Here is a 24,044-nt window from a genome sequence, read left to right as displayed (position 1 = left end):
AGTTGGAGGACGCAGGCTTTATGGATGGGGTTTCCCTCGCGGATTTACGCTTGAACTATACCCAGGGGGGTTTAATCGAGGCTGAGGTGGCAGACCATCCCTTTGCCCAATTTCACATATGGCTCCAACAGGCGATCGCCGCTGAGTTGCCAGAACCCAATGCTATGACTTTAAGCACTCTGTCCGAGGAAGGCCATCCGGTGGGGCGTATGGTGCTGCTCAAGGGTTTGGATGAGCGGGGCTTCGTTTTTTACACTAACTATGACAGTGCCAAGGGGCAACAGTTAACGGCCCATCCTTGGGCAGGATTAGTGTTTTGGTGGGCGGCCCTAGAAAGACAGGTACGGGTGGATGGTCAAGTGGAAAAAATTGATCCGGCAGAATCCGATGCCTATTTTCAGTCCCGTCCCCGGGGTTCTCAATTGGGGGCCTGGGCTTCTCCCCAAAGTCGGATTGTTGGCGATCGCCAGGAGTTAGAAGACAATCTAGCCCGTTGGGAAAAACAATACGAAAACCAATCCATTCCCCGCCCCCCCCACTGGGGAGGATTTCGAGTGATTCCCCATCGCATCGAATTTTGGCAAGGCCGCCCTAGTCGTCTCCATGACCGTTTGCAATTTAATTTGCTTGATGGTCAATGGCACAGACAGAGGTTGGCGCCGTAGAAGTTAAACTAGCCCCCATTCCATTGCAGTCTTAAAGTTTTGACGTTTTAGTCCATAAAGTTGATCAGAGTTGCGTATTTATAAACATTTGAACTTTTTATCGTCCTTTCTCTACACAAATTTGAATCAAGTATTCTCCTTAGTGTGTTTTCTGTCTTAGTCAAAATTGGTCTTACTGCCGAATTTTCATCTTCCAACGGCAGCCTTCTTTGAAGATTTAGGATAGAATCATAGGATTGTTTTGCCGTCATAGCCCCTAAGATAAATACGTGCGTCTAGAAATTTCATCGCCTCAAACAAAGCTTCCTTACCCCAAAACTGAAGAATTACCATTTACCCTCCAAGAGCTCAGAAACGCTATTCCAGCGGATTGTTTTGAGCCATCGGTAGTCCGGTCCTTGGGCTACTTTTTTTTGGATGTTGGTTTAATTGCCGGGTTTTATGCTCTAGCGGCCTACCTTGATTCCTGGTTCTTCTATCCGATTTTTTGGTTAATTCAGGGAACCCTATTCTGGTCCCTGTTTGTGGTGGGCCATGATTGTGGCCATGGCTCCTTTTCCAAATCCAAAACCCTTAATAATTGGATTGGTCATCTCAGCCACACGCCAATTTTGGTGCCTTACCATGGCTGGCGTATTAGTCATCGTACTCACCATGCCAACACGGGCAATATCGACACCGACGAAAGTTGGTATCCAGTGTCGGAGCAAAAATATAACCAAATGGCCTGGTATGAAAAACTTCTACGTTTTTACTTGCCTCTGATCGCCTACCCCATTTATCTATTTCGGCGATCGCCAAACCGGCAAGGCTCCCATTTCATGCCCGGCAGTCCCCTATTCCGTCCCGGAGAAAAAGCAGCTGTTCTCACCAGCACCTTTGCCCTTGCAGCCTTTGTCGGCTTCCTTGGCTTTTTAACTTGGCAATTTGGCTGGCTATTTTTGCTGAAATTTTATGTTGCCCCCTACCTCGTGTTTGTGGTGTGGTTAGATTTGGTCACATTTTTACATCACACTGAAGACAATATCCCTTGGTATCGTGGTGATGACTGGTATTTTCTCAAAGGTGCCCTCTCCACCATTGATCGGGATTACGGCTTCATTAACCCCATTCACCATGACATTGGCACCCACGTCGCCCACCATATTTTCTCGAATATGCCCCACTACAAGTTACGCCGGGCGACTGAAGCCATCAAGCCCATTTTAGGGGAATATTATCGATATTCTGACGAGCCAATTTGGCAAGCTTTTTTTAAGTCCTACTGGGCTTGCCATTTTGTTCCTAATCAAGGTTCAGGGGTCTATTACCAATCCCCATCCAATGGTGGATATCAAAAGAAACCTTAATTGATCCTAATTGAATCAAACCAACATCGGGAGGGAAGGCAATATTAGATGGTATTACTCCCTTCCGATCGCCTTATGAGAAGTATGGAAGAAGTTAAACAATCACACTCCAAAAGATCAGCATTAAACCAACAACGGTGCTGTGGTGAGGCAGAAGATTGAAAAAGGATTGTTTACCTAACTGTTGACTGAGAAAAATCGACCAAAGTACCCCGGCCAAAAGCAGCATACCTTGCAAAAAGGCGATCGCCGCTGGATCCGCCACCAACATCGGTAAATCAAAGGGTAAAGACCAGTGGAAAGTTTTTGGCACTAGGGTCAACACCTGCCCCGCTTCCCCCAAACCCAAGTTGAGATAATGGGCTAAGTTGGCCGCTAAAGTGAGAGGCAATAGACCGTAGGCTAGGTTAATGAAGGGAATTTTTTGCCCAACTTTAGGAGCGGGAATCAAAAAGTAGGCGATTAGTGGCAATAAAGCTGGTAAAAATAGTAAACCGAGGGACAGAAAACCATGGTCAATAAATGTACCCACTGGCGATAAATGCCATACCTGGATAAATTCTGGTAATCTCCTCAATAAAACGCTATTCAGGAGTAACAACAATAAGGCTACTTCGTAAGGGCGCACGGTATGGGTAGTAACAATGGCGATCGCCGGGGGACGCAGATTAAATTCCACCGAACGATGGGGACAGGCTTTTAAACAGGTCATACATAGTACACAATCCCGATTGTCGGTTAGTTGGGCCGGATGGGTACCCAGGGGACAGCCTTCAGTGGCTTGACCTTCCCCCTTAGCGGGGCCTCCCTTGTAGCACTGGTAAGTAGTACATTCTGCCGAACAAGTTCCCTGTTGGGCCCGCAATTCTGTGATAGCTAATTTAGCAAACATGCCGTTCATGCCGCCAATGGGACAGAGGTAACGACACCAAAATCTTTGCTCAAAAATCACGGAGCAAACCATAGCTCCCCCGGTAATTAACAGTAATAACCAAGCAGAAAGATAAGCAGTATTTTCCAAATTCCACAGTTCTTCCCAGAGTAAAATTAGGGCAAAAAGGGCAAAGAGAAACCAACCACCCCAATTTTCCGCTGCCTGCCTCGGCCATTTTTTCAGTTTCCTCGGCCAGAGCCAGAGAGATAATTTTTGGGTAATTTCTCCGTAAATCATAAAGGGACAAACCGCACACCAAAGTCTACCAACAAAAATAAATCCCAATAGCACTAGGGGCCACCACCATGCCCAAAATAAATTCAATGCAAAATTTTGGTCCCTAGTTTGGGGCCCTAGAAAAAGAATAGCCACAATGACTGGGAAAGCGAACACAGTGAAGCCATAATTGAGGCGATCGGGCCACCAGGCACTGCGTAAAAATTGCCGTAATTGCGGGTAACGGTTGAGTAAATTCAGACGAAATAATTGTTTCTTACCTTGGGAAGGCCAAATAATTTCCTCGGTAATTACTTTTTCGCCCTGTAATTGGGTTACCGCCCGTTCCACTAGATTGTTTAATTCCCGAATATTATTAGGAAAATCGTAGGCTTGTAAGCGACGCAGGGCCTCCGGTGCTAGGTTAGGAACTTCGATGCCCTTGGAGCGACAAATTAAACTTAAATAATAGTCAACGTAATCCTCAATATCCGCTTTTCTTACCCGCAAAGGGGGAATTTTAATGGTGTTAGTAAATAGGGAAGTAAGCTTGGGAATGATGTTTTCAGCAATGGCAATTACCTTGGCTTGACTATGGCGAAAAGTTGGTTCTGCTCCCCCTGCTGTGGCCACCGGTTGGTAAATACCTTCACAAATTAAGTTGGCGATCGCCGGTAAAAGTTGGGGTTTCAATTCCTGAATATTGTTCAACAGTAAGGTTCCTTGACCCAAGGCATCTAAAATTCCGGGTTTACCTTGATTGGTGCCAAAGAGTTCTTGACCACTGGCGGATAGCAGAGCACAGTTGACCTTCACCATCACCGACCGTTGGGCTTGGGCTGAGCCAAAATGAATCAGGGCGGCGGTGTTATCCTTTTCCAGTCCCGGCTCTCCGAACAATAATACTGGCTTTTGATCTGTTGATACTGCTTTAATTTGCTCCCGGAGCTTTTGGGCATAGCGACTTTTACCCATAATGGCTCGCTTAGCGGCAGGGACGAGGTAGGGGCGTAAAATCTTCTGTTTTTCCTGTTCAAAAAATAATTGGGCATTCAGTTCCCTGAGTTCCTGCACCAATTGTTGGGAAAAAGCCTGAGTTATCTGGGGATAATCTTGCAGCAATTGCCGCATTTTTTGCCCTGGTAAATACCACAATTGGCAGTCAGTAAGGGCGACTAAATCCTGTTCTAGGGGACTATCAATTATGAATGCCTCTAGATTAATAATTGCCCCTGGCAATAAACAAAATTTCCGGGCATCAGATTCCAACTGTCCTTGACCAAGAATGTACAAGTCCGTTCCCTTGTCCCTATCTTTGGGCAGACTTTCACCCTTAGCCAGGGAAAATTCAATTAATTGGCTGGCGATCGCCTCCAGAATCTCCGGGGCAAGTTGGCCTAATTCCGTCCGTTGTCGGAGCCAGGAAAGCAAATAGGAAAGGCGATCGGTCATGGCAAAACCCCTGAGGAAAAACCTATGATCATACTAATCGATGCTGTAACATCTATCCTGAATTAAGTTCTGGGATATTTTTAATCTAAGTTATGAAATTGCCCTACGGAAACCAAGCTGATGTGAAGCAAATAACTGATAAACTACAGACCTATTCCCTTAACCTAAACCATCCTAATGGCAAACATAAAGCTAGACTTTTTCGAGCTAAATTGGGTATAACAATAGATAACCAAGACTTTCTTATTACTAGGCTCAGAAAAGTAGCCGCTCATTATCAAAATTTTGAATTGACAGATTCTGACCAGTACGGAGAACGTTATGTGGCTGTTTTTCCCATGACCACTACCACTGGAACAGCGAAAGTACTTAGTGCTTGGATAATCCGCCCCGGGGAGACCTATCCTCGACTAACCAATGTTTATCCCATTCGCAATTAGCATCAAGGAAATTACACTTATGGACAACCTTCAACTACATAGTCTTGTGGCGTTAAAAGAAGATATTACTGCCAAGCTTTTTCTGACAAGCCAGCCAATTCTATTGCGTCAGGGACAAGTTGGGACAATTATTGAGATCCTGGGGGGAGGGGAAGCTTTTGAAGTCGAGTTTGCCGACGGAGATGGTCAGGCTTATGCCATGTTGGCGGTTCCCAGAGAAAAATTAATGGCTTTACACGATCAACCAATCTTGCTAGCAAGTTAGGCAGTACTCAATTGGAGGTTAGGTTTAGTTATTGGCTGGTATCTCCGGTAAAATGGGCGGGGATTTAAGCGCACTTTGTAGGGAGTTTGGCCAATGTCGAAGTTTGTTTTTGTGACTGGGGGAGTGGTCTCCAGCATTGGTAAAGGCATTGTGGCCGCTAGTCTGGGACGGTTACTAAAATCCCGCCATTATTCCGTTTCCATTCTTAAGCTTGATCCTTACATCAACGTGGACCCCGGCACCATGAGTCCCTTTCAGCATGGGGAGGTGTTTGTCACTGAAGACGGAGCCGAAACAGATTTAGATCTGGGACACTACGAGCGTTTTACCGATACTTCCATGTCTCGCCTCAACAGCGTTACCACCGGGTCCATTTACCAAGCAGTGATTAATAAGGAACGACGAGGAGCCTACATGGGGGGCACTGTACAGGTTATTCCCCACATTACCAACGAGATTAAGGAAAGAATTCTCCGGGTGGCCCAGAACACGAACCCCGATGTGGTAATCACAGAAATTGGCGGCACCGTGGGAGATATCGAATCCCTGCCCTTTTTGGAAGCGATTCGCCAATTCCGCAAAGAGGTGGGTCGCCATAACGTTATCTACATGCACGTTACCCTCATTCCCTGGATTCCCGCCGCCAAGGAAATGAAAACCAAGCCCACCCAACACTCGGTTAAGGAGTTACGTTCCATCGGTATTCAGCCGGATATTTTGGTCTGTCGTTGCGATCGCCCGTTGCATCCAGGTATGAAGGAAAAGTTATCGGAATTCTGCGACGTGCCGGTGGAATCGGTGATCACCTGTCAGGATGCCAGCAGTATTTATGAAGTGCCGTTAATTTTGGAAAAGGAAGGGTTGGCCCACCAGACCCTAGAACTGCTGAGAATGGAAAATCGATCGCCAGATTTGTCCCAGTGGCAATCCCTGGTGGAAAAAATGCAGTCCCCCCACCATGACATCACCGTGGCCCTGGTGGGTAAATATGTCCAACTCAGCGATGCCTATCTTTCCGTGGTGGAAGCTCTGGGCCATGCGGCGATCGCCAGTGACAGCAAACTCCACCTGCGTTGGATCAGTGCCGAGGAGATTGAAGCCCAAGGGGCAGCCACCTTTCTGAAAGATGTGGACGGCGTGTTAGTGCCCGGCGGTTTTGGCATTCGGGGGGTGGACGGCAAAGTCCAGGCGATCGAATATGCCAGGGAAAATCAACTGCCCTTTTTGGGCCTATGTTTGGGTATGCAGTGCTCCGTCATCGAATGGGCTAGAAATGTGGCCAAATTACCGGAAGCCAACAGCGCGGAATTTGAAACGGAAACCCCCAACCCAGTCATTAACCTTTTGCCAGAACAACAGGATGTGGTGGATCTGGGGGGAACCATGCGGTTAGGACTATATCCCTGTCGCATTGCCCCAGATACCCTGGCCTTTTCCCTGTATCAAAAGGAAGTGGTGTACGAACGGCACCGCCACCGCTATGAGTTTAATAACTCCTACCGCACCCAATTCACCGATACTGGTTTTGTGGTCAGTGGCACATCCCCCGACGGCCGCCTAGTGGAAATCGTTGAATATCCCCACCATCCCTTTTTCATTGCCTGCCAATTTCACCCGGAATTCCATTCCCGTCCCAACCAAGCTCATCCCCTTTTTAGCGGCTTTATTAATGCGGTCTTAAAACGTCGCAATGCCCCTGCTAAGATAGCGGTTAACTGCCACACCGTTACCGAAGATCATGAGCCAAGTTAAACAAATCCAGGGTAAGGCCTTGCCCCTAGTGGGGGATGACATCGACACTGACCGCATCATTCCCGCTCGCTTTTTGCGTTGTGTCACCTTTGACGGTCTGGGGGAACATGTTTTTGCCGACGATCGCCAGCAACAGGGGGGCAACCATCCTTTTGATCTGTCCCAATACCAAGACGCCACAGTGTTGGTGGTCAACCGCAACTTTGGTTGTGGCTCCAGCCGGGAACACGCTCCCCAAGCCATTATTAAATGGGGTATCAAGGCCATCATTGGGGAAAGTTTTGCTGAAATCTTTTTGGGTAACTGCTTGGCCAACGGTGTGCCCTGTGTCACTGCCCCCCATGGTCAGATTGCCGATTTACAACAAGCCATTACCGCCGATCCTAATTTGGCAGTGAATTTAGACCTAACCACCGCTGCCGTTACCTACGGCGATCGGAGTTTTCCCGTAATTCTCTCCGACGGGGCCCAGCAAATGTTGCTGGATGGCCAATGGGACACCTGTGGTCAACTGGTGCAAAATCAGGGGAAAATTGCCGCCACCGCTGAAAAATTGCCCTATCTCCATTGGCAAACTTCCGCCGCCTAGAACCTATTGCTTTTTTCCGTTGGGTGTGTTGGTAAGTCAGCTTTTTTGGGCACAATGCCCACAGAGTTGGTTTATGTCTGGTCGTCAGAACACACCGCTTTGCTCTCCCCTCCCACCACCGTCAGGACACAATGGAAACTGAGCAACTTCTTTGGCAATATGGCCAGGGCACTAGGGATTTCAGCCGCATTGAACTACATCATGCCGATTTAATCCAGTCCGATCTAGTGGGCATTATCCTCAACCGGGCCCTGCTCGCATATGGCAACTTCAGCGGCAGTAATTTATCTGAAGCCCAGCTACGGCGTACTAACCTAAGCCATGCCCGTTTGATGGGAGTGAAATTTGTCGGGTCAGACCTGACTGGCATAGATTTAAGCTATTCAGATCTCAGTTGGGCGGACCTAACCGATTGTGACCTCAGTGGAGCCAATTTGGCCTATGCCAAGCTCAAGCAAGCCCGGTTAATACGGACAAATTTAGAAGGGGCTAACTTGGCGGAAACCGATTGCCAGGGAGCAATCCTAGAAGCAGTTAATTTCAGTCGAGCGGATTTGAGTGGGGCCGATCTCACACGAGTTGATCTGGCAGAGGCTAATTTCAGTCGGGCAGATTTGAGTGGGGCCGATTTTCGCAAAGCCAACTTTGACCATGCCAATTTGTATAAGGTGAATCTAAGTCAAGCCCAATTACGTCATGGCACAGTGGAGGAGGCTTTTCTGCAGGGAGCAGACCTCAGTCAAGCTAATTTGAAAGGAGCGAATTTAGGCAGGGCATTGATGAAGGAAGTTAACCTCAGTTTGATTAATCTATCGGAAATTCATCTTAAAGCTCTCCCCAACAAGGAGCAGATTAACTGTGCCGGTTGCGCCCTGCGGGGCACTATTTTCCAGGGAGCTAATTTCCAGAATGCTAATTTTGAGTATGCTTTGATGGAAAAAGCTTTATTGGCCGGGGCCATACTCCGGGGCGCCAATTTAATCGATGCCTGTTTACGGGGGGCAGACCTACGTAATGTCAATTTTCAAAATAGTCACATTAGCGGCATAAACTTGGCAAAAACAATTATGCCCGATGGGAGTGTACATCCCTGATGAGAATGCTATCGGTGTTTGGGGCGATCGGAGGGGTGATGGTATTGGCCAGTGGTGCTCTGATGGCGATCGGCAATCCGGGCAAGCCTGACTATGAAGACTACGCAGTGGAAACCCTCAGTACCTATCTAAAAACCGAGATTTGTCCCAAAGCGCCTGCGGATTTTGGCGGCTTCGTGCAGAGTTATTGCAAAACCTTGGTGGATGCAGGACAACCACAAATTAAACAAATCATCGCCCAAACTACTAATCAGCAAAATTTTTTGTTGTTTAGTATTTACCAAACCACATTATCTCTGCCGGATCCTTTTCCTACCTATGAGTTTCAAACCATTGGGGTAATGAAGCAGTTTTATACTTATCAGGCAATGGAAATTTGATCTTCTTTTTAATTAATCTAAAGGTGTTCTTGTAACGTTGCCAAAGCCTTTGAGTATACTTAAATAAGTTCCACAAATATTTTTTTAGCCTGACTATAAACTTAATCATTTATTCTACTTTTGTGGCTATTAATAATGACTCAGTTAATTAAATCTTTACCGGGTTGGCTGAAGCTAATGTTGATTTTTCCCATCTTTTTTCTGAATGGGGTTTTGCTGAGTTTGATTATTAATCGCTTTCGGGAACTCTTTGACTACATCATCATTGCCACCCTAGTGACTTTCCTGCTCAAATTAACCATCAATTTTTTGGTCAGTAAAGGGATTGGTAAAAGGCTGGCAATTTTTGCTGTCATCACCATCAGCTTTGCCCTCATCGCCTTGGGAGGCATCACCCTTATTCCCTTAATGGGTAATCAATTGGGCAATCTTTCCCAAGATATTCCCCGTTGGCTCAGCGGCAGTCAAGAGCATTTAGCCAACCTGAAAAACTCTACTTTGTTTTTAACTTTGGATAATGCGGGGGTCAATGTCGATGATTTATTTCAGAAAGCTTACCTAACTTTAAGCAAGGAATTAGACCGCATCGGACAAATCAGTTTAAAAGTATTAACGGAAACCATCGGTGGGGTGGTAGATACCCTGGTCATTCTGGTTTTGACTATTTTCTTGCTGGTGGGAGGAGATACTTTTTGGCAGGGAATTCTAAGTTGGTTACCCTCACCCTGGGAGAAAAAAATCCCCCAATATGCCGGTGAAATTTTTCGAGATTATTTCATTAGCCGTTTAATTCTTGCCGCTGGTTCCAGTATGGCTAGGTTAGTGGTTTTTATGGCCTTGGGCATTCCCTACAGCATTCTTTTTGCCTTCAGTTTGGGGTTAGCTAGTTTAATTCCTTTTGCTGGAGCTGTAGTTACCCTGATTGGAACCTTAGTTTTGTTATTAAAAGGCTGGGTTGTAGCGGTGAAATTTTTTGTCAGCGCCATTGTCATTGACCAAATTACCGACAACGGTGTTGCGCCTAAATTAATGGGGGACAAAATTGGTTTAAATCCGGTCTGGATTTTAATTTCAATTTTTATTGGGGCGGAAATAGCTGGCTTACTGGGCGTGTTGCTAGCCGTACCGATCGCCAGTGTGATCAAGAAAGTGATTGATGATATGCGGGCTGGAAAAACTGAGAACGAAGAAATCGATACCGAGGAACAGGTAGAAGTACTGCCGGAATCCCTGGCTTAGGGCGTTGGGGTAACTATGTAGAATGACGGAAAAAATCGGGAGCAATCAGCTCAAACCCGTTCTGGGGGGAGGGATAAACCTGAGAAGCAGAGGAGAAGCACCACCACGCCGTTTTACCTCAGTTTATGACCTGGTGTAACCAGGGGGGAGTCATCAATTCTCGTTTTCGTTTCCGGGTACGAGCCCGGTCTACTACCACGCAGAATGCACAGAGACACCCTTATTTTTCAAGCATAGATCAAAAAACGTTGTTGGCAGTCACCAACGCGGTAGTTACTTCCCTGCCATTATAACCCCATCCTTCGGCGATCGGGCAATGGGGCTAGCCTCCGAACAGAGACGTTAATCGAGTTGAAATTCTTCCAGATAACGCACTAAGGGGAATCAAACTCAACCTAATTTAGTTTCACTAATTACCCTTTTACCCTTGACGGTGGTTGAATTTCCATAGGGCACTGGAAACCCAGTTGGTGAGAATGTGGGCCACAATAGGCACCATTAAATTGCCGCTGGCGATCGCCCCATAGCCCAACACTAACCCCACCACCGTTGCCCACACCACGTAGGGCCATTGCTCCGTACTACTGAGGTGCAAAACGCCAAATACTAGGCTGGAAACCACCACCGCCAAAACACCTCCCCCCAAGGCGGAAAGCATCACTCCCCGAAACAGTAATTCTTCACTTAAACCGGGCAATAGTCCTAACCAGAGCAAATCTGCCCATACCAGGGGTTTAATCACAAAGGCAAGGTAGGCATCGGCACTGACCCGATAGGCAGGCCAAATCCGATAAATTAACCCACTGGTCAGAATGATTGCAGTTGCTAAACCCAATCCCAATAAAGCGTCTGGAACATTAAAACTGATTTTTAACAGGGTGACATCCCCCCACCATTGCCAAAGCTTAGCAATGATCAGCAGTAGCACCGCTGTGAATCCCATCACCCCCAAAATTTGGGTACGGCTTAGGGGCTCCATTTCGGAAGGACTATTGGATGAAGACACAGATATTCAGGGTAGGCGGTGAAGAAGGGGAAAATCCGGTTGGAAACAATCAAGGTTAATGCCTGCACGGTCTGCACAGAGCACTCCGATCGCCTCTAAATAAGAGTTTACCCTAACCACAGAAATGCCTAGGTCTTCGCCATAGACTTCTAGCTGGGTAGAGTTATTTTCCACTGCAATGATGCGGGCAGAAGATTGGCTAAAACTCATCAAAGCGGAACCACCGCAGGCGCTGGCGGGCACAACCACAGCATTCACATCCCGACTCCAGAGGGTTTGGCCCTGGGCATTGGGAAATCTTTGGTAATGGGGAGCCCGACTCAGTCCCATCAATACACAGGGTAAAAAAGTGTAGCCCAATTCCTCCGCCGCTGACCGGGGGGAAATGTCTGGGTCTAAAGGCAAAGGACTCAACGCTGGGGCATGGGCACAGGGCACTTGAAATTGCCGCACAATTAAATGGGAAATGACCGCTTCCGCTCCGGCCAAGGGATCCACCCCATGGCCATGGCGATAATCAGCCAGCACTTGAGTGCCCACATCATCGGGAAAGCGAGCAATGACGGCGATCGCCTGGGCTTGGGTCTGGGTCAATAACTTATCCGCCGCCCGCAATAAACTTTCTGGGTTAGCAATGGTGCCCCAACTAGTGCCAGAGTCCGACAGGCGCAATTCCACCCCCAAGGGTTCATCAGTAACAACGTAATCCGTCAGGGTTAAACCCAGGGTAGCCCGAGCCCCGTCCGCCACCTGTAAATGTCGCCAGCGCAAATCCTCTTCAATGCCTTGATCCAAAATTAGGCCAATGGCGTTGTTACCCACAGGAGTTAAACCCCAATCTCCCTGGGCAAAGCGATCCAGGGCGTAACCTTCCACATAAAGGGCGTTGGGTATGGGGTAATAAAGCTGGGCCCCGTTTAACACATTGGGATGGGTAATGAGGCGATCACACACCTGGGAAATGGCCCTGGCGATCGGTAGAGCATCCCCAGCGTAACCACCAAGGGCCGCCCCCACCCCAGTGGGAATAATTAAAGTGACGTTATAACTCAAAGTGACCGTAAAAGACTGGAACTAGTAAAACTTAGAACGTGTTTGGAAAGTTTTATCCCGCCCCCTAACTCGACCCACTAAAACTCCGGCAATACTGGGGAACTTTCACTCAATTTCTTCCCAAATTTGGGGGGCCAGGGGGGCTTTTAAAACAGGCTCTTAACCTTTTTTTCTAGACTTCCTGCACCGCCGTCACCGTCACCACCGCTTCCACCTGGGCTTTTTGTTGCTCTTTATCCACCGCTGTCACCGCCCACCGCAGGGGATCGCCCCGTTTAGCCAATTCCTGTTCAATTTCCTGTTGCAGTTGCAGGGGATTTTCCTGGAGGTCAATTTCAGCAGTGATGAAATGGGTCGTCATAGGTTTTGGCAAATATGGGCGGGTAAGGCAACTCTGACTGATTCTAGCAAAACCCCAGAAATTTTCCGCTAAAATTTGAGACTATCAGCAAGTTTTACCTCGGCAAACAAGAGCTTGAAAAAGGTTTTAACCGGCACTACTGCCCTGCTCATTTGGAGTTTACTGGTGGGGGCAGTGTTATGGGGGGAAAGTATTTGGTTTTCCCATCCTCCCCTACGCCCTGGTGATCGAGCTTCCCTTAACCAATATTTAATCGATCGCCTTAACCAAGGGGAAGGCAAGGAGTTGGGCAGTGCGGCCCTAGCCCTAATCCACAATGGCAAAGTGGACACCATACATACGGTGGGAGTGGAGAATGTTGATTCCGGTTCCCCCGTTGACCCAGAAAATACCCTCTACCAAATGGCTTCTGTGAGTAAACTGGTTACGGCCTGGGGGGTAATGAAATTGGTGGAAATGGGACAGATTAATTTAGACGATCCAGTTTTATCCCATCTTCGCCGTTGGCAATTTCCTGCTGATAGTCCTTACCGAGGAGAGGTAACCATTGCCCAACTGTTGAGCCATACCGGGGGACAGAACGATCATTTAGGCTATGGAGGATTTTTGCCGGGGCAACCGTTGCAAACCCTGGAACAGTCTTTGACCCTAACAAAAGATGTGGCCTTTGGGGAACCAAGGGGGGTGGAGGCAGTTTATCCACCGGGAGAAGAGTTTAGCTACTCCGGGGGCGGTTATACCGTTTTGCAACTGTTAGTGGAGGAGGTGACGGGACAATCCTTTGCTGAATTTATGCAGGAGCAAATTCTGCACCCGTTGGGTATGACCGGGGCGAATTTTGATTGGCCAACCATTGTTGACCAGGGAAGAGCTAATAATTTGGCCACTAGTTTTACCGAAGATTTACAGCCCAGCCCTCCCCGCCATTTCACTGCCACCGGGGCCGCTTCCCTCTACGCCAGTTTGGCTGACATGGTTAAATTCGCCCAGGCCCATCTCCAACCCAACTCGGTTTTGAAAGCTGACACTTTGCAAAGGATGGCAACGGCCCAACCGGGCACCGATGGCACCTGGGGTTTAGGTATGATGCTGTACCAAACCACCACCAGTGGGGGAGCTGTGATCGGCCATGACGGGGGCAATATGCCCGCTCTGAACCACACTTTGCGAGTTAATCCAGAAACGGGCAATGGCATTGTGTTGCTGCTATCGGGGAATCGTAGTCTGGCTAGTCATCTAGGGGATGATTGGGTTTATTGGGAAACTGGCAAGCTAACGACGGCGGCCAGGGAACGATTTTGGCAATCCCGCCTTGTACCGGCATTGATAGTCATTGGAGCCGGGGCGATCGCCATTGGCCTTTTGACCTTTATTACCCCAGGCTTACTGCGGCAAATTTCAGGCCATTGAAACTCTCGGTTGAGCCCCTAGACCATGGTGAACTGCCTATCGTAGTTGGCCACAGGCACAGTCCTTTGTTCACATTTAAGGTAAATGGTTAGTATCTCCTCCGATGGCGATCGCCGTCTGACGATTAACTTACCTCCCAGGAGTTGGAAGAGATTTTTGGTCACATCCCAATTTAAACTCAGGCAACCGGTTTGGGGCTGGAACATCAACAATTCCCCCAGAGCCCTGACGGGATTGGCTTGGTGTACTGACTGGGTATGGAACTGCACTTTTAACTGGTCACCGGCAGTGGTGATCTGTAAATTGATCTCTCCGCCGCCGTTGAAATTCCGCACAAATTTTTCAATCATGCCCCCCAGCACCTGGTCTAACAAACTGGGGTTACTCCACACCTGGGGCAAAGAATGGGGAATCTGAGCTTGTAAATTGACGTTATAGCGCTGGGCCTGTTTTTGCCAGCGGGGAATGCCAGCTTGGAACACCGCTTCTAAGGATGTCACCGTCAGGGGCACCACCAATTCCGGCAGGGGGGTTGATTCCAATTCCGTGGCTCGGAAAATCAGGTCCATGCGGCTGATTTGATCGCTACACTCCCGGTCAATGGATTCAATTCGTTTGAGCACTTCCGGGGAAAGGTCTTTGCGACGCAATAACAACTTGGTTAGGGTGCGAATGCTAGTCAGGGGAGTCCGCACCTCATGGGTTAAGGCTTGGAGCAGTTCCACATCCGGGGATGGTTCCGCCGATTCCTGTTCTTGGCATGGGGGAAGATTATAGGGATTGGGCTGGTAGTCCAACATCAATTGCCCAAAGTAAGTCACCAAACGGAAATCGGGCTGGGGAAAATTAAAAGCCGCTATGGTTTTTTGCAAGAGGGACAGATCAGGACTTAGGCCATATTTGAGGCGGGCCTGGAGGCTTAACCAAGCTTTATGCTTGTAAACCGTTTTGTGAAAAAATTTTTAAAATAAAAAAGGGGACCTCTAGGGTCCCCAATTAATTAGTAATATAATCTATTAAAGGTCATTCAAAAGGTCATCCACCGGATCAGCTTAGTAAAGCCCTCGCTAGATTTTAATGCGGATGTTGCGATTACTTCGCCAACTATTGCGATAACAAGAAAAAGCCAGCCTTTCATGATATATCTCCCAATTTGTGTAGGGCTTATTATGCACGCTTAAAAATAATAAAAGCAGACTTGACCTGATAGTTTGGCTGTGAGCAATTATGTGCTTAGTGCATCTAACGCTTGAGTTAAGCCGCGCCGCGAAGCGGCGTCGGCTTGAACGAATTGTTAGACATTATTTGCCGACTACCTTGGTGATCTCGCCTTTCACGTAGTGGACAAATTCTTCCAACTGATCTGCGCGCGAGGCCAAGCGATCTTCTTCTTGTCCAAGATAAGCCTGTCTAGCTTCAAGTATGACGGGCTGATACTGGGCCGGCAGGCGCTCCATTGCCCAGTCGGCAGCGACATCCTTCGGCGCGATTTTGCCGGTTACTGCGCTGTACCAAATGCGGGACAACGTAAGCACTACATTTCGCTCATCGCCAGCCCAGTCGGGCGGCGAGTTCCATAGCGTTAAGGTTTCATTTAGCGCCTCAAATAGATCCTGTTCAGGAACCGGATCAAAGAGTTCCTCCGCCGCTGGACCTACCAAGGCAACGCTATGTTCTCTTGCTTTTGTCAGCAAGATAGCCAGATCAATGTCGATCGTGGCTGGCTCGAAGATACCTGCAAGAATGTCATTGCGCTGCCATTCTCCAAATTGCAGTTCGCGCTTAGCTGGATAACGCCACGGAATGATGTCGTCGTGCACAACAATGGTGACTTCTACAGCGCGGAGAATCTCGCTCTCTCCAGGGGAAGCCGAAGTTTCCAAAAGGTCGTTGATCAAAGCTCGCCGCGTTGTTTCATCAAGCCTTACGGTCACCGTAACCAGCAAATCAATATCACTGTGTGGCTTCAGGCCGCCATCCACTGCGGAGCCGTACAAATGTACGGCCAGCAACGTCGGTTCGAGATGGCGCTCGATGACGCCAACTACCTCTGATAGTTGAGTCGATACTTCGGCGATCACCGCTTCCCTCATGATGTTTAACTTTGTTTTAGGGCGACTGCCCTGCTGCGTAACATCGTTGCTGCTCCATAACATCAAACATCGACCCACGGCGTAACGCGCTTGCTGCTTGGATGCCCGAGGCATAGACTGTACCCCAAAAAAACAGTCATAACAAGCCATGAAAACCGCCACTGCGCCGTTACCACCGCTGCGTTCGGTCAAGGTTCTGGACCAGTTGCGTGAGCGCATACGCTACTTGCATTACAGCTTACGAACCGAACAGGCTTATGTCCACTGGGTTCGTGCCTTCATCCGTTTCCACGGTGTGCGTCACCCGGCAACCTTGGGCAGCAGCGAAGTCGAGGCATTTCTGTCCTGGCTGGCGAACGAGCGCAAGGTTTCGGTCTCCACGCATCGTCAGGCATTGGCGGCCTTGCTGTTCTTCTACGGCAAGGTGCTGTGCACGGATCTGCCCTGGCTTCAGGAGATCGGAAGACCTCGGCCGTCGCGGCGCTTGCCGGTGGTGCTGACCCCGGATGAAGTGGTTCGCATCCTCGGTTTTCTGGAAGGCGAGCATCGTTTGTTCGCCCAGCTTCTGTATGGAACGGGCATGCGGATCAGTGAGGGTTTGCAACTGCGGGTCAAGGATCTGGATTTCGATCACGGCACGATCATCGTGCGGGAGGGCAAGGGCTCCAAGGATCGGGCCTTGATGTTACCCGAGAGCTTGGCACCCAGCCTGCGCGAGCAGGGGAATTGATCCGGTGGATGACCTTTTGAATGACCTTTAATAGATTATATTACTAATTAATTGGGGACCCTAGAGGTCCCCTTTTTTATTTTAAAAATTTTTTCACAAAACGGTTTACAAGCATAAAGCTTGCTGCAAAATTTCTGGGTCAAAAGTCCAGTAGAACTGGGCCAAACCCTGCTCATTTTTGCCCAACAGCAATAGCAGACCAAATTGGGGGGTCATCAGCCAGCAAAATTGCTCTTCCGCCAAGGGGTCCTGGGGAAACAGGGGAATTTCCCGCATGGGGAGGACAGCACTCCATTCGGATTCCTCGCCAGCTAAACAGGGCCAGGGGGAAAACTCTTCCCAGGGGGTGGCAATGCCTTGGTAAAAATTTCGCACCAGCACCGCATCTTTCAGCACTGGGGCAGGGCCCGTCAAACAAATTCCCGGTAATTCTCCCCCAACATTGGGCAAAGTTTGTCTTAAAAATGGTTCCAAAGCGGCGATCGCCCCAAACCATTGTTGCTGTGCTCTGGGATGGGCCCACTGGGGAGCCCGCCCTCGGTCATATCCTCCCCAACCGGAAGACACAAACAAATCACTCAACTTTAGGCAAACTTCATTCACGGGAACCAGATTTTTAGGATGGGAAAGTTAACAGCGGTAACAACGGGGGACGATGTTCTGAAAGGGAATAGGAAATAGCAAACTTTTTGCCACTGCAATTTAACAGACTCAGCAGTCTTGTGTGGCCTCTCTCCCTGATGGTAAGCCCATTTTCCTTTCCCCCTTAGGCGTAAAACCGAACAAAATCCGACGGATGGACGCAAAGGCGCGAAGAAAGGATGACAAACCTATACCGCTCTCCGTCTTGACCAGGGCAAAACTACGTTAATTCCTCAATCATTTTTGTGATGCATTAACACTATGATCATTGGCGCAGGTACGATCCAATAGAAATTATGAGTTTATGCGGTTTTAAAATCTAATTACCTAATTAAGGTTTTGCACTGGTGGTGTCAACTACTCCGAGCAATTGTCCTCCTACGGTGAACATATCCAGCGGAAGAACTCCGTCACCCTGTTATTTTTAAGCAACCGATCGCCGGTCTAAACCCGTACTAAAAATGCCACCCCCACGCCATCAATGCTAGAACTGGTCATGACTTCACTCCTTTTGAAGAAGAGATCACCGAGAGTCAATTAAGATATCTTAATGTCAATATTTTTTCACTAAATATTTATTTTATCTATTGTTGGAAGGTTGCTGATTACTCCACCCTTGGCGATCGCCCCCACAGTGAAATCGGACCCAACACAGACAGAAAAAAACGCTAATAAATTTAGTATTTCTCACTGTAGAATCCTGTTTTGTATCAAGTCTAATAGAGATACTTAGTTACCGAAAAAAATAAAATCGGCACCAGCTATCAAGTTTTGGCGATCGCCATCATCGAGGCCATAGAGAATTGATTATTTTCACTAAATCGGATTAAAAGATTTATGAATTACAGAGTAAAAAGGTTGAAGTCGAGACTAAATCGCCTTGATATTGACTATGGCCGGAAAATTTTCTATTAATAAATTCTCCTAAAGTCCTGTTTCGTACAGATAAGAATGTAGTTCCGAAGATAAACTCTTGGTTTGGGCCTGACCGGCGTCCCGTTTGCGCACAATCCTTACTCTATACAGAGATCAGCTTATCGTGCAGAGTAAATTTTTCCAAGCTTTGGGAGACAAGGAGTCATAAACATTTTAATTCAAATGAATCTAAGTGGCGTTAGCATACAACCCTTATGATTGTTAGTGAATTGAGATGCCATTTTTAATTAATTGCATTGCCAATGACCAATAATCCTCCCATAAAATTAAATCAGTTATTAGGACTCCTCCCCGTCGAAGCTTATAAACGTTTAGCGCCCCATCTCAAAAAAGTTGTCTACAAGACCGGCACAGTACTATACGAGCCCAATGAGGTGATGGAATTTGCCTATTTTCCCAATACAGCTATGATTTCCGTTGTCTCAATTATGGAAGATGGCTCCACCACAGAAATTGGTTTAATTGGCAATGAAGGAATGGTGGGATTGCCCATTATTCTGGGGGGAAAACAAACCACAAGCCAGGTCATCGTCCAGGTGCAAGGGGAAGCTTGGAAACTAAGTGCCCATATACTTTTACGAGAGTTTGAGCAGTCTCCCCAACTGCAGAGAATTTTGTTGCTCTATACCCAAGCCAGACTCACCCAGGTTTCCCAGAGTGCCGCCTGTAATCGCCAACATAAAATTGAAGAACGTCTAGCCCGTTGGTTAATGTCTGTCCATGACTGTCTTCAAGTGGACGAGATACCCCTTACCCAAGAATTTGTCGCTAATATGCTCGGAGTCCGGCGATCGGGGGTAACCATTGCAGCGAACTCTCTCCAACAATCCGGCATGATCACCTATCGTCGGGGAAAAATAACTTTGTTGGACTACGATGCCCTTAAAAAAACTAGCTGTGAATGCTATCAATTAGTACAAGATGAATATATTCGTTTACTTGGTTTCCGTCAGGGTTAAGCTAAATAAGCTAAAGATAAGAGCATGATCGTACAGACAAAAAGCAATATTTTTTCTAAATTGGATGTGGGGAATAATAAATAAAAAGCAGAGGTTTCTAGCCCATAGGCACACTATTACCGGGTGAAGAATTCTGGATTAATTCTGGATTCAATATTTTCAACAACTGCCTAGAAGCCTTGCGCCGACGCCAAATCTTCAAGCATCTCGGAGAAGTAGATCTGACTATAATTGTCGATTTTCCCAGAACTTCCCGTCATTCGACTATACAACTATTGCCAGTTCAACAGGTGCAATGCAATGTCCTCCTATCTTGTCAACGAAACTCTAGCGGTAGTGGAAGAGGAGATTGATCGATTTCTGACGGACTTTCCCCCTGACCATCCCTATGTCATGGCCCTGTCGTTGTCCTGCTTCCGCCAACAACTCAAGGCGAAGATTTTAAGCACAATTCCTAACCGTCATAAAGTTAGGACAGACGAAGATTTAGAATTTACTTCTGTCCATGGCTACACCGGCCTAATTGAAGAAAAATTAGTTATTGAAGAAAGAATTCTTCGGGCAATGCCAGACATGATTGATAGCTTAATGAGTCGTGTGCATCAAGAAGATTCAGGGGAAATTATTGACCAGGATACCCAGGCAAGTTCCCTCTACCAGGATAGGGATTGGTGGGTGAGGGTGCACACTATTATTCCCTGTGTAACCTATTACTTTGGCCCTTTTACCGATGAAAAAGAAGCTAACAAAGCTTATCCTGGTTATCTCGAAGATTTGAGGGCAGAAAAGGCCATCGGTATTTTCGCTGATATTAAACAGGACTGCCCCCGAAACTTAACCGTGGTTGACTCACCAGCGGATCTGAAACAGGATCAGCGAAGATTATGGAAAATTTATAAAAAAATTTATCGACAAAAGTCAGTTCTCGAAAATTCGTACCACAATTTATTAGAATTGTTACCTGGAAATTACTTAATTATTGATTGCCATGGAAAAATTCAAGATGCGAACCAAAATGCCTGTCGTTTGCTTAAAACCGATAGAGAATCCCTAATGGGGAAACCTTTTATTTACTATGCACCGCAACAACAAATTTCGTTACTCGAAAACCATCTGGAAAATATAGTTAAAGATCAAAGTGAATGGCAGGTGCCCTATTGTTGGTCAATGCAACTCCAATCCTTGAGCAGTATTTCCATCAGTGTGGATATTCAAGCCACCCAAAAAAGAAATGACAATGGTGAAATCAATGGTTTTTATTGGCTATTAAATGACATAACGTCCCTCGCAACCATTAACGACCAACTTTATTATGATTCTCACCATGACAGCCTGACTTGTTTACCTAACCGTCGTTCCCTGGCTCTTTTTTTAGAAAACCTACACCAGAATGTCCATGGCAGAAATAATTCTGACGACCAGGCATTTGCTCTGCTGATGCTGGACTTGAATAAATTTAAGAGCATTAACGATCGATTCGGACATTTGTTTGGAGATAAAGTGCTACAACGGGTAGCAGAAATCCTATTGGAGTGTGTGCGAGACGGTGACCAGGTTGCTCGACTGAGTGGAGATGAATTTATAATTGTTTTGAAATCAACCAAGTCAGGTGATGATGCGAAAAAATGTGCAGACCGCATTCACCGATTATTTTCCCGTCCGTTAACTATGGAGGGAATTCAACTGCTTATCAGTACCAGTATTGGTATTGTGATCAGCAACTACGAACAGTTTGACTATGATCGTTTAATCGATTATGCCGACACGGCCATGTATGAAGCCAAGCGCAACGGGGAGCTATTTGTGGTTTTTGATGAGACTCAGCCTTCAGCCAATGGCAAATCCCACCTGTTACCAATAAAAAATTTATCTTTGGAAAAATAACAAGGGTAGGAGATGTATAGCTGATCAAGATAATTATGAGACATTAAGATATGCAGTAATCTTGAATAACTTTATCTATGCTAGTACCGGAAGGTGCGTACATTCTCGCTCTCTTTAATGCACTAAAGTCATGCTCTATATCATTCAAATCTGGGGAATAAGTTGGCAAAAATAACACCGTGTGTCCTGCGGATTTCACTATTTCCCTAATCTTATTTTTTCGATGAATGGGGGCGTTATCCATAATCAAGATTGATGTAGCTGTTAATGCTGGTATTAAAAAGAATTCCAGCCATCCTTCAAAACCCGTTGCATTTAAGCTTCCTGTGAATAACATCGGCACTATTAAGTCTTTTTTCGTTTTTCTTCTTCCTGCTGCAAGATTTTCTTTTTTCCCTCTTTTTCCCTGATTTTCTCCATATACTCTTTCTCCCTTTTTAGACCATCCATAAAGTGAGGATACAAATTCCTCAAAACCAGCTTCGTCTATAAATACTGGACTTTTAGTATCGTACATTAAAACTAATTGGCTCAAGATTTTCTGATATTCTGCTCGCTTTTGGGCATCTCTCTCTTGATAAAGTAACTGTTTTTCTTCTTAGTAACTTTCATTTTTTTGAATTGATAACAGAGTGAAGCAGGAGTTACACCAAATTTTTTAGCTCTTTCTTTTAAAAGCATATCAGGATTATTTTTCACATCCTCTTCCAATTCTTTTCTGTTTATCTTACGCTGGCGGGTCTCAACTTTCGTTGCCCCAAGCTCTTCTCTGCCCAACCAGCGATAAATTGTTGCTCTGCCCACCTTAAATATTTTCGAAGCCTTTGTGATTCCACCACCACTCTCGATGAAATCTATTACCTTAATACGTAAATCAAGATCGTAAGCCATGACTGATTTAGTTGTTTATGGATTCTTGTGTTATTCTTCCAATATATTACCACAAAACCCAGGTAAGACGCCTCATAATTAATTAAATTAGCTATAAATTAGTAGCTAATTTCCACAAGTCGCTCTGAAGTATTGGCCTCCATTGCCAATAATCCCAAGACAAGCTCCTGAAAAGCAACTACGACATAAGGCTTACCTCCCTTAGCGTTCTTGCCACCATCAAAGCCTTTTTTTCTGTTGTTTTAACCGATTGAAAATCAGTCAACACAAAAATATTCCCCCAAAGTTTTCAGTCCATTGGCAACAGTGGGGGAAGGGGGAGCTAAAACTAATTTTGATGTTTAATTTTGCCGTGGGCGACCGGGACTAATAGGCATCCTGGAGTTCGTAAAAATCGGGGGAAATATAATCCTTACGCAGGGGCCAGCCTACCCAATCCTCCGGCATCAAAATCCGTTTCAAATTGGGGTGACCTTCATAGACAATGCCGAACATGTCGTAGCATTCCCGCTCTTGCCAGTCTGCCGCTTTCCAAATCCAGTACACAGAGGGCACCACCGGATTTTCCCTGGGCAAAAATACTTTTAGTCTGACCTCTTCCGGGTTACGGGTATCCTCGGTCAACTTCACCAGATGGTAAAAACTCACTAAGGATTTACCAGGCCCTTCATCGTAGGCTCCCTGGCATTGTAAATAGTTGAACCCATAGGCATATAAAGCCGTACAGAGGGGCAGAAGCAAATCCGCTTCCACTTGCACCATTTCCACCCCCAGGTGATCCGCCGTTAAGCTCTGGTGCTCAAAGCCATTGGTGGTCAGCCAGGTGGATACAGGGCCCACAGGGGCGATCGCCGTCTCCTCTTGGAGATTAACAGCTTCATTGGGGGAGTTCACTTCCTCAGCCACGGTTTAATTGCTCCTTTTGTTGAGAGGTGGTCAAAGCGGGAGGTACAGGCATTCCCATGGCCTCCTGCAACTCCCGGGGGGGAGCGGAACGGGTACCCTGTTGTAAATACTTGCCGTCCAAAATCGGCGCCACCACTTTCATTTGGTGGGAAGTGCTGTAGTAGCGATGGGTTTGCTGAGTAATGGCCCGTTCTTGGATAGATTCATTGGCCACCTTTTTGCGCAGTTTAATAATGGCATCAAAAATGGCTTCGGGGCGGGGAGGGCAACCGGGAATATACACATCCACCGGAATCAATTTATCTACCCCCCTTACCGCTGTGGTGGAATCACTGCTAAACATACCACCGGTGATGGTGCAGGCTCCCATGGCAATGACATACTTTGGCTCCGGCATTTCTTCGTAGAGGCGCACCAAGGCCGGGGCCATTTTCATGGTGATGGTTCCGGCGGTGATAATCAAATCCGCTTGCCGGGGGCTAGAGCGGGGCACCAAACCAAATCGGTCAAAATCGAAGCGCGAACCGATCAGGGCGGCAAATTCGATGAAGCAACAAGCAGTGCCATACAACAACGGCCAGAGACTAGAAAGTTTGGCCCAATTGTAGAGGTCATCCACCGTGGTTAAAATGACATTTTCCGAAAGGTCTTGGGTGACCTGGCTACGGCTGGCGGGGTTGAGAATTTTGGCTGTGGCGACCCGTTCCAGGTCAGTGGGGTTAGCAGGGTTGGGACTCATGGGAAATAGGAGAAGACAATAGGGGGGGCAGGCAAGGCAAGGACAATGGATTGGTGGCC

The 24,044-nt window shown here is 47.0% G+C and carries 18 protein-coding genes, 1 other RNA gene and 6 pseudogenes; 13 read left to right on the top strand and 12 right to left on the bottom strand.

Annotated features, from left to right (window positions below):
* Window positions 1–20 precede the first annotated feature (20 nt).
* Entirely contained in the window at window positions 21–665 is a 645-nt protein-coding gene (gene pdxH / locus C7I86_RS09025) for a pyridoxamine 5'-phosphate oxidase (protein WP_014407112.1), read from the top strand.
* A 398-nt stretch (window positions 666–1,063) separates the two neighbouring features.
* The gene (locus tag C7I86_RS09020) at window positions 1,064–2,014 is read left to right on the top strand and encodes a fatty acid desaturase (RefSeq protein WP_020862332.1); all 951 of its coding nucleotides are present in this window, start codon (window positions 1,064–1,066) and stop codon (window positions 2,012–2,014) included.
* Between the two features lie 94 nt (window positions 2,015–2,108).
* Here C7I86_RS09020 and C7I86_RS09015 read toward each other — a convergent pair whose 3' ends face one another.
* Complete coding sequence (locus tag C7I86_RS09015; protein WP_010872923.1) at window positions 2,109–4,616, bottom strand: sigma 54-interacting transcriptional regulator; 2,508 nt, start codon at window positions 4,614–4,616, stop codon at window positions 2,109–2,111.
* Window positions 4,617–4,708: 92 nt separating this feature from the next.
* On the opposite strand from C7I86_RS09015, the gene C7I86_RS09010 reads away from it, so the two are divergent.
* The 7 genes from C7I86_RS09010 (at window position 4,709) to C7I86_RS08980 (ending at window position 10,375) form a co-directional block, all read left to right on the top strand.
* Window positions 4,709–5,056, top strand: coding sequence for a DUF6883 domain-containing protein (locus C7I86_RS09010; RefSeq protein WP_010872922.1), 348 nt, complete (start codon window positions 4,709–4,711; stop codon window positions 5,054–5,056).
* Window positions 5,034–5,321, top strand: coding sequence for a DUF4926 domain-containing protein (locus C7I86_RS09005; RefSeq protein WP_020862333.1), 288 nt, complete (start codon window positions 5,034–5,036; stop codon window positions 5,319–5,321). The genes C7I86_RS09010 and C7I86_RS09005 overlap by 23 nt, the downstream gene beginning before the upstream one ends.
* A gap of 93 nt (window positions 5,322–5,414) precedes the next feature.
* On the top strand, window positions 5,415–7,073 hold the full coding sequence (gene pyrG, locus C7I86_RS09000; protein WP_010872921.1) for a glutamine hydrolyzing CTP synthase: 1,659 nt from the start codon (window positions 5,415–5,417) through the stop codon (window positions 7,071–7,073).
* Window positions 7,060–7,662, top strand: a complete 603-nt coding sequence (gene leuD / locus C7I86_RS08995; protein WP_010872920.1) for a 3-isopropylmalate dehydratase small subunit — start codon at window positions 7,060–7,062, stop codon at window positions 7,660–7,662. Before pyrG ends, leuD begins: the two co-directional genes overlap by 14 nt.
* 131 nt (window positions 7,663–7,793) lie before the next feature.
* Window positions 7,794–8,756: a pentapeptide repeat-containing protein gene (locus tag C7I86_RS08990; RefSeq protein WP_010872919.1), complete on the top strand. Its 963-nt coding sequence runs from the start codon at window positions 7,794–7,796 to the stop codon at window positions 8,754–8,756.
* A gap of 5 nt (window positions 8,757–8,761) precedes the next feature.
* Entirely contained in the window at window positions 8,762–9,136 is a 375-nt protein-coding gene (locus tag C7I86_RS08985) for a DUF4359 domain-containing protein (protein ID WP_231848028.1), read from the top strand.
* 135 nt (window positions 9,137–9,271) lie between these two features.
* A complete protein-coding gene (locus C7I86_RS08980; protein WP_010872917.1) occupies window positions 9,272–10,375 on the top strand; it encodes an AI-2E family transporter in 1,104 nt (367 codons plus the stop codon).
* 93 nt (window positions 10,376–10,468) lie between these two features.
* Here the strand turns inward: C7I86_RS08980 and ssrS are convergent.
* The 4 genes from ssrS to C7I86_RS08960 form a co-directional block, all read right to left on the bottom strand.
* A non-coding RNA gene (gene ssrS, locus C7I86_RS08975) (6S RNA) lies at window positions 10,469–10,654 on the bottom strand.
* 142 nt (window positions 10,655–10,796) lie between these two features.
* Complete coding sequence (locus C7I86_RS08970) at window positions 10,797–11,381, bottom strand: CPBP family intramembrane glutamic endopeptidase (RefSeq protein WP_010872916.1); 585 nt, start codon at window positions 11,379–11,381, stop codon at window positions 10,797–10,799.
* Window positions 11,382–11,387: 6 nt separating this feature from the next.
* Window positions 11,388–12,434, bottom strand: coding sequence for a DUF3326 domain-containing protein (locus C7I86_RS08965; protein ID WP_020862336.1), 1,047 nt, complete (start codon window positions 12,432–12,434; stop codon window positions 11,388–11,390).
* Window positions 12,435–12,606: 172 nt separating this feature from the next.
* Window positions 12,607–12,795 carry a hypothetical protein gene (locus C7I86_RS08960; protein WP_010872914.1) on the bottom strand — a complete coding sequence of 63 codons (189 nt, stop codon included), beginning with the start codon at window positions 12,793–12,795 and terminating at the stop codon, window positions 12,607–12,609.
* A gap of 114 nt (window positions 12,796–12,909) precedes the next feature.
* Between C7I86_RS08960 and C7I86_RS08955 the strand changes: the two genes are divergently transcribed.
* The gene (locus tag C7I86_RS08955; RefSeq protein WP_223211266.1) at window positions 12,910–14,205 is read left to right on the top strand and encodes a serine hydrolase; all 1,296 of its coding nucleotides are present in this window, start codon (window positions 12,910–12,912) and stop codon (window positions 14,203–14,205) included.
* A 17-nt stretch (window positions 14,206–14,222) separates the two neighbouring features.
* Here the strand turns inward: C7I86_RS08955 and hik34 (C7I86_RS08950) are convergent.
* The 3 pseudogenes from hik34 (C7I86_RS08950) to aadA1 all read right to left on the bottom strand — a co-directional run.
* A pseudogene (gene hik34 / locus C7I86_RS08950) lies at window positions 14,223–15,137 on the bottom strand (two-component system sensor histidine kinase Hik34); the annotation flags it as partial.
* 116 nt (window positions 15,138–15,253) lie between these two features.
* Window positions 15,254–15,343, bottom strand: a pseudogene (locus tag C7I86_RS08945) (SMR family transporter); the annotation flags it as partial.
* 116 nt (window positions 15,344–15,459) lie between these two features.
* Window positions 15,460–16,298, bottom strand: a pseudogene (aadA1, locus tag C7I86_RS08940) (ANT(3'')-Ia family aminoglycoside nucleotidyltransferase AadA1).
* 148 nt (window positions 16,299–16,446) lie between these two features.
* Here aadA1 and intI1 point away from each other — a divergent pair.
* Window positions 16,447–17,019, top strand: a pseudogene (intI1, locus tag C7I86_RS08935) (class 1 integron integrase IntI1); the annotation flags it as partial.
* A gap of 126 nt (window positions 17,020–17,145) precedes the next feature.
* On the opposite strand, the pseudogene hik34 (C7I86_RS08930) reads toward intI1, so the two are convergent.
* Window positions 17,146–17,631 (bottom strand): annotated as a pseudogene (gene hik34 / locus C7I86_RS08930) (two-component system sensor histidine kinase Hik34); the annotation flags it as partial.
* 1,217 nt (window positions 17,632–18,848) lie between these two features.
* On the opposite strand from hik34 (C7I86_RS08930), the gene C7I86_RS08925 reads away from it, so the two are divergent.
* Window positions 18,849–19,565 carry a Crp/Fnr family transcriptional regulator gene (locus C7I86_RS08925; protein ID WP_010872911.1) on the top strand — a complete coding sequence of 239 codons (717 nt, stop codon included), beginning with the start codon at window positions 18,849–18,851 and terminating at the stop codon, window positions 19,563–19,565.
* A 300-nt stretch (window positions 19,566–19,865) separates the two neighbouring features.
* Entirely contained in the window at window positions 19,866–21,449 is a 1,584-nt protein-coding gene (locus C7I86_RS08920) for a diguanylate cyclase domain-containing protein (protein ID WP_010872910.1), read from the top strand.
* Window positions 21,450–21,492: 43 nt separating this feature from the next.
* On the opposite strand, the pseudogene C7I86_RS08915 reads toward C7I86_RS08920, so the two are convergent.
* From C7I86_RS08915 to ndhK, 3 genes and pseudogenes are all read right to left on the bottom strand, one after another.
* Window positions 21,493–22,340 (bottom strand): annotated as a pseudogene (locus C7I86_RS08915) (IS630 family transposase).
* Between the two features lie 366 nt (window positions 22,341–22,706).
* Complete coding sequence (locus tag C7I86_RS08910; protein WP_010872907.1) at window positions 22,707–23,246, bottom strand: NAD(P)H-quinone oxidoreductase subunit J; 540 nt, start codon at window positions 23,244–23,246, stop codon at window positions 22,707–22,709.
* Complete coding sequence (gene ndhK, locus C7I86_RS08905) at window positions 23,239–23,985, bottom strand: photosynthetic/respiratory NAD(P)H-quinone oxidoreductase subunit K (protein WP_010872906.1); 747 nt, start codon at window positions 23,983–23,985, stop codon at window positions 23,239–23,241. Before ndhK ends, C7I86_RS08910 begins: the two co-directional genes overlap by 8 nt.
* Window positions 23,986–24,044 lie beyond the last annotated feature (59 nt).

Origin of the sequence: Synechocystis sp. IPPAS B-1465, assembly GCF_003015225.1 — a bacterium.
Taxonomy (GTDB): Bacteria; Cyanobacteriota; Cyanobacteriia; order Cyanobacteriales; family Microcystaceae; genus Synechocystis.
This window is presented reverse-complemented; position numbering and strand designations above follow the sequence as displayed.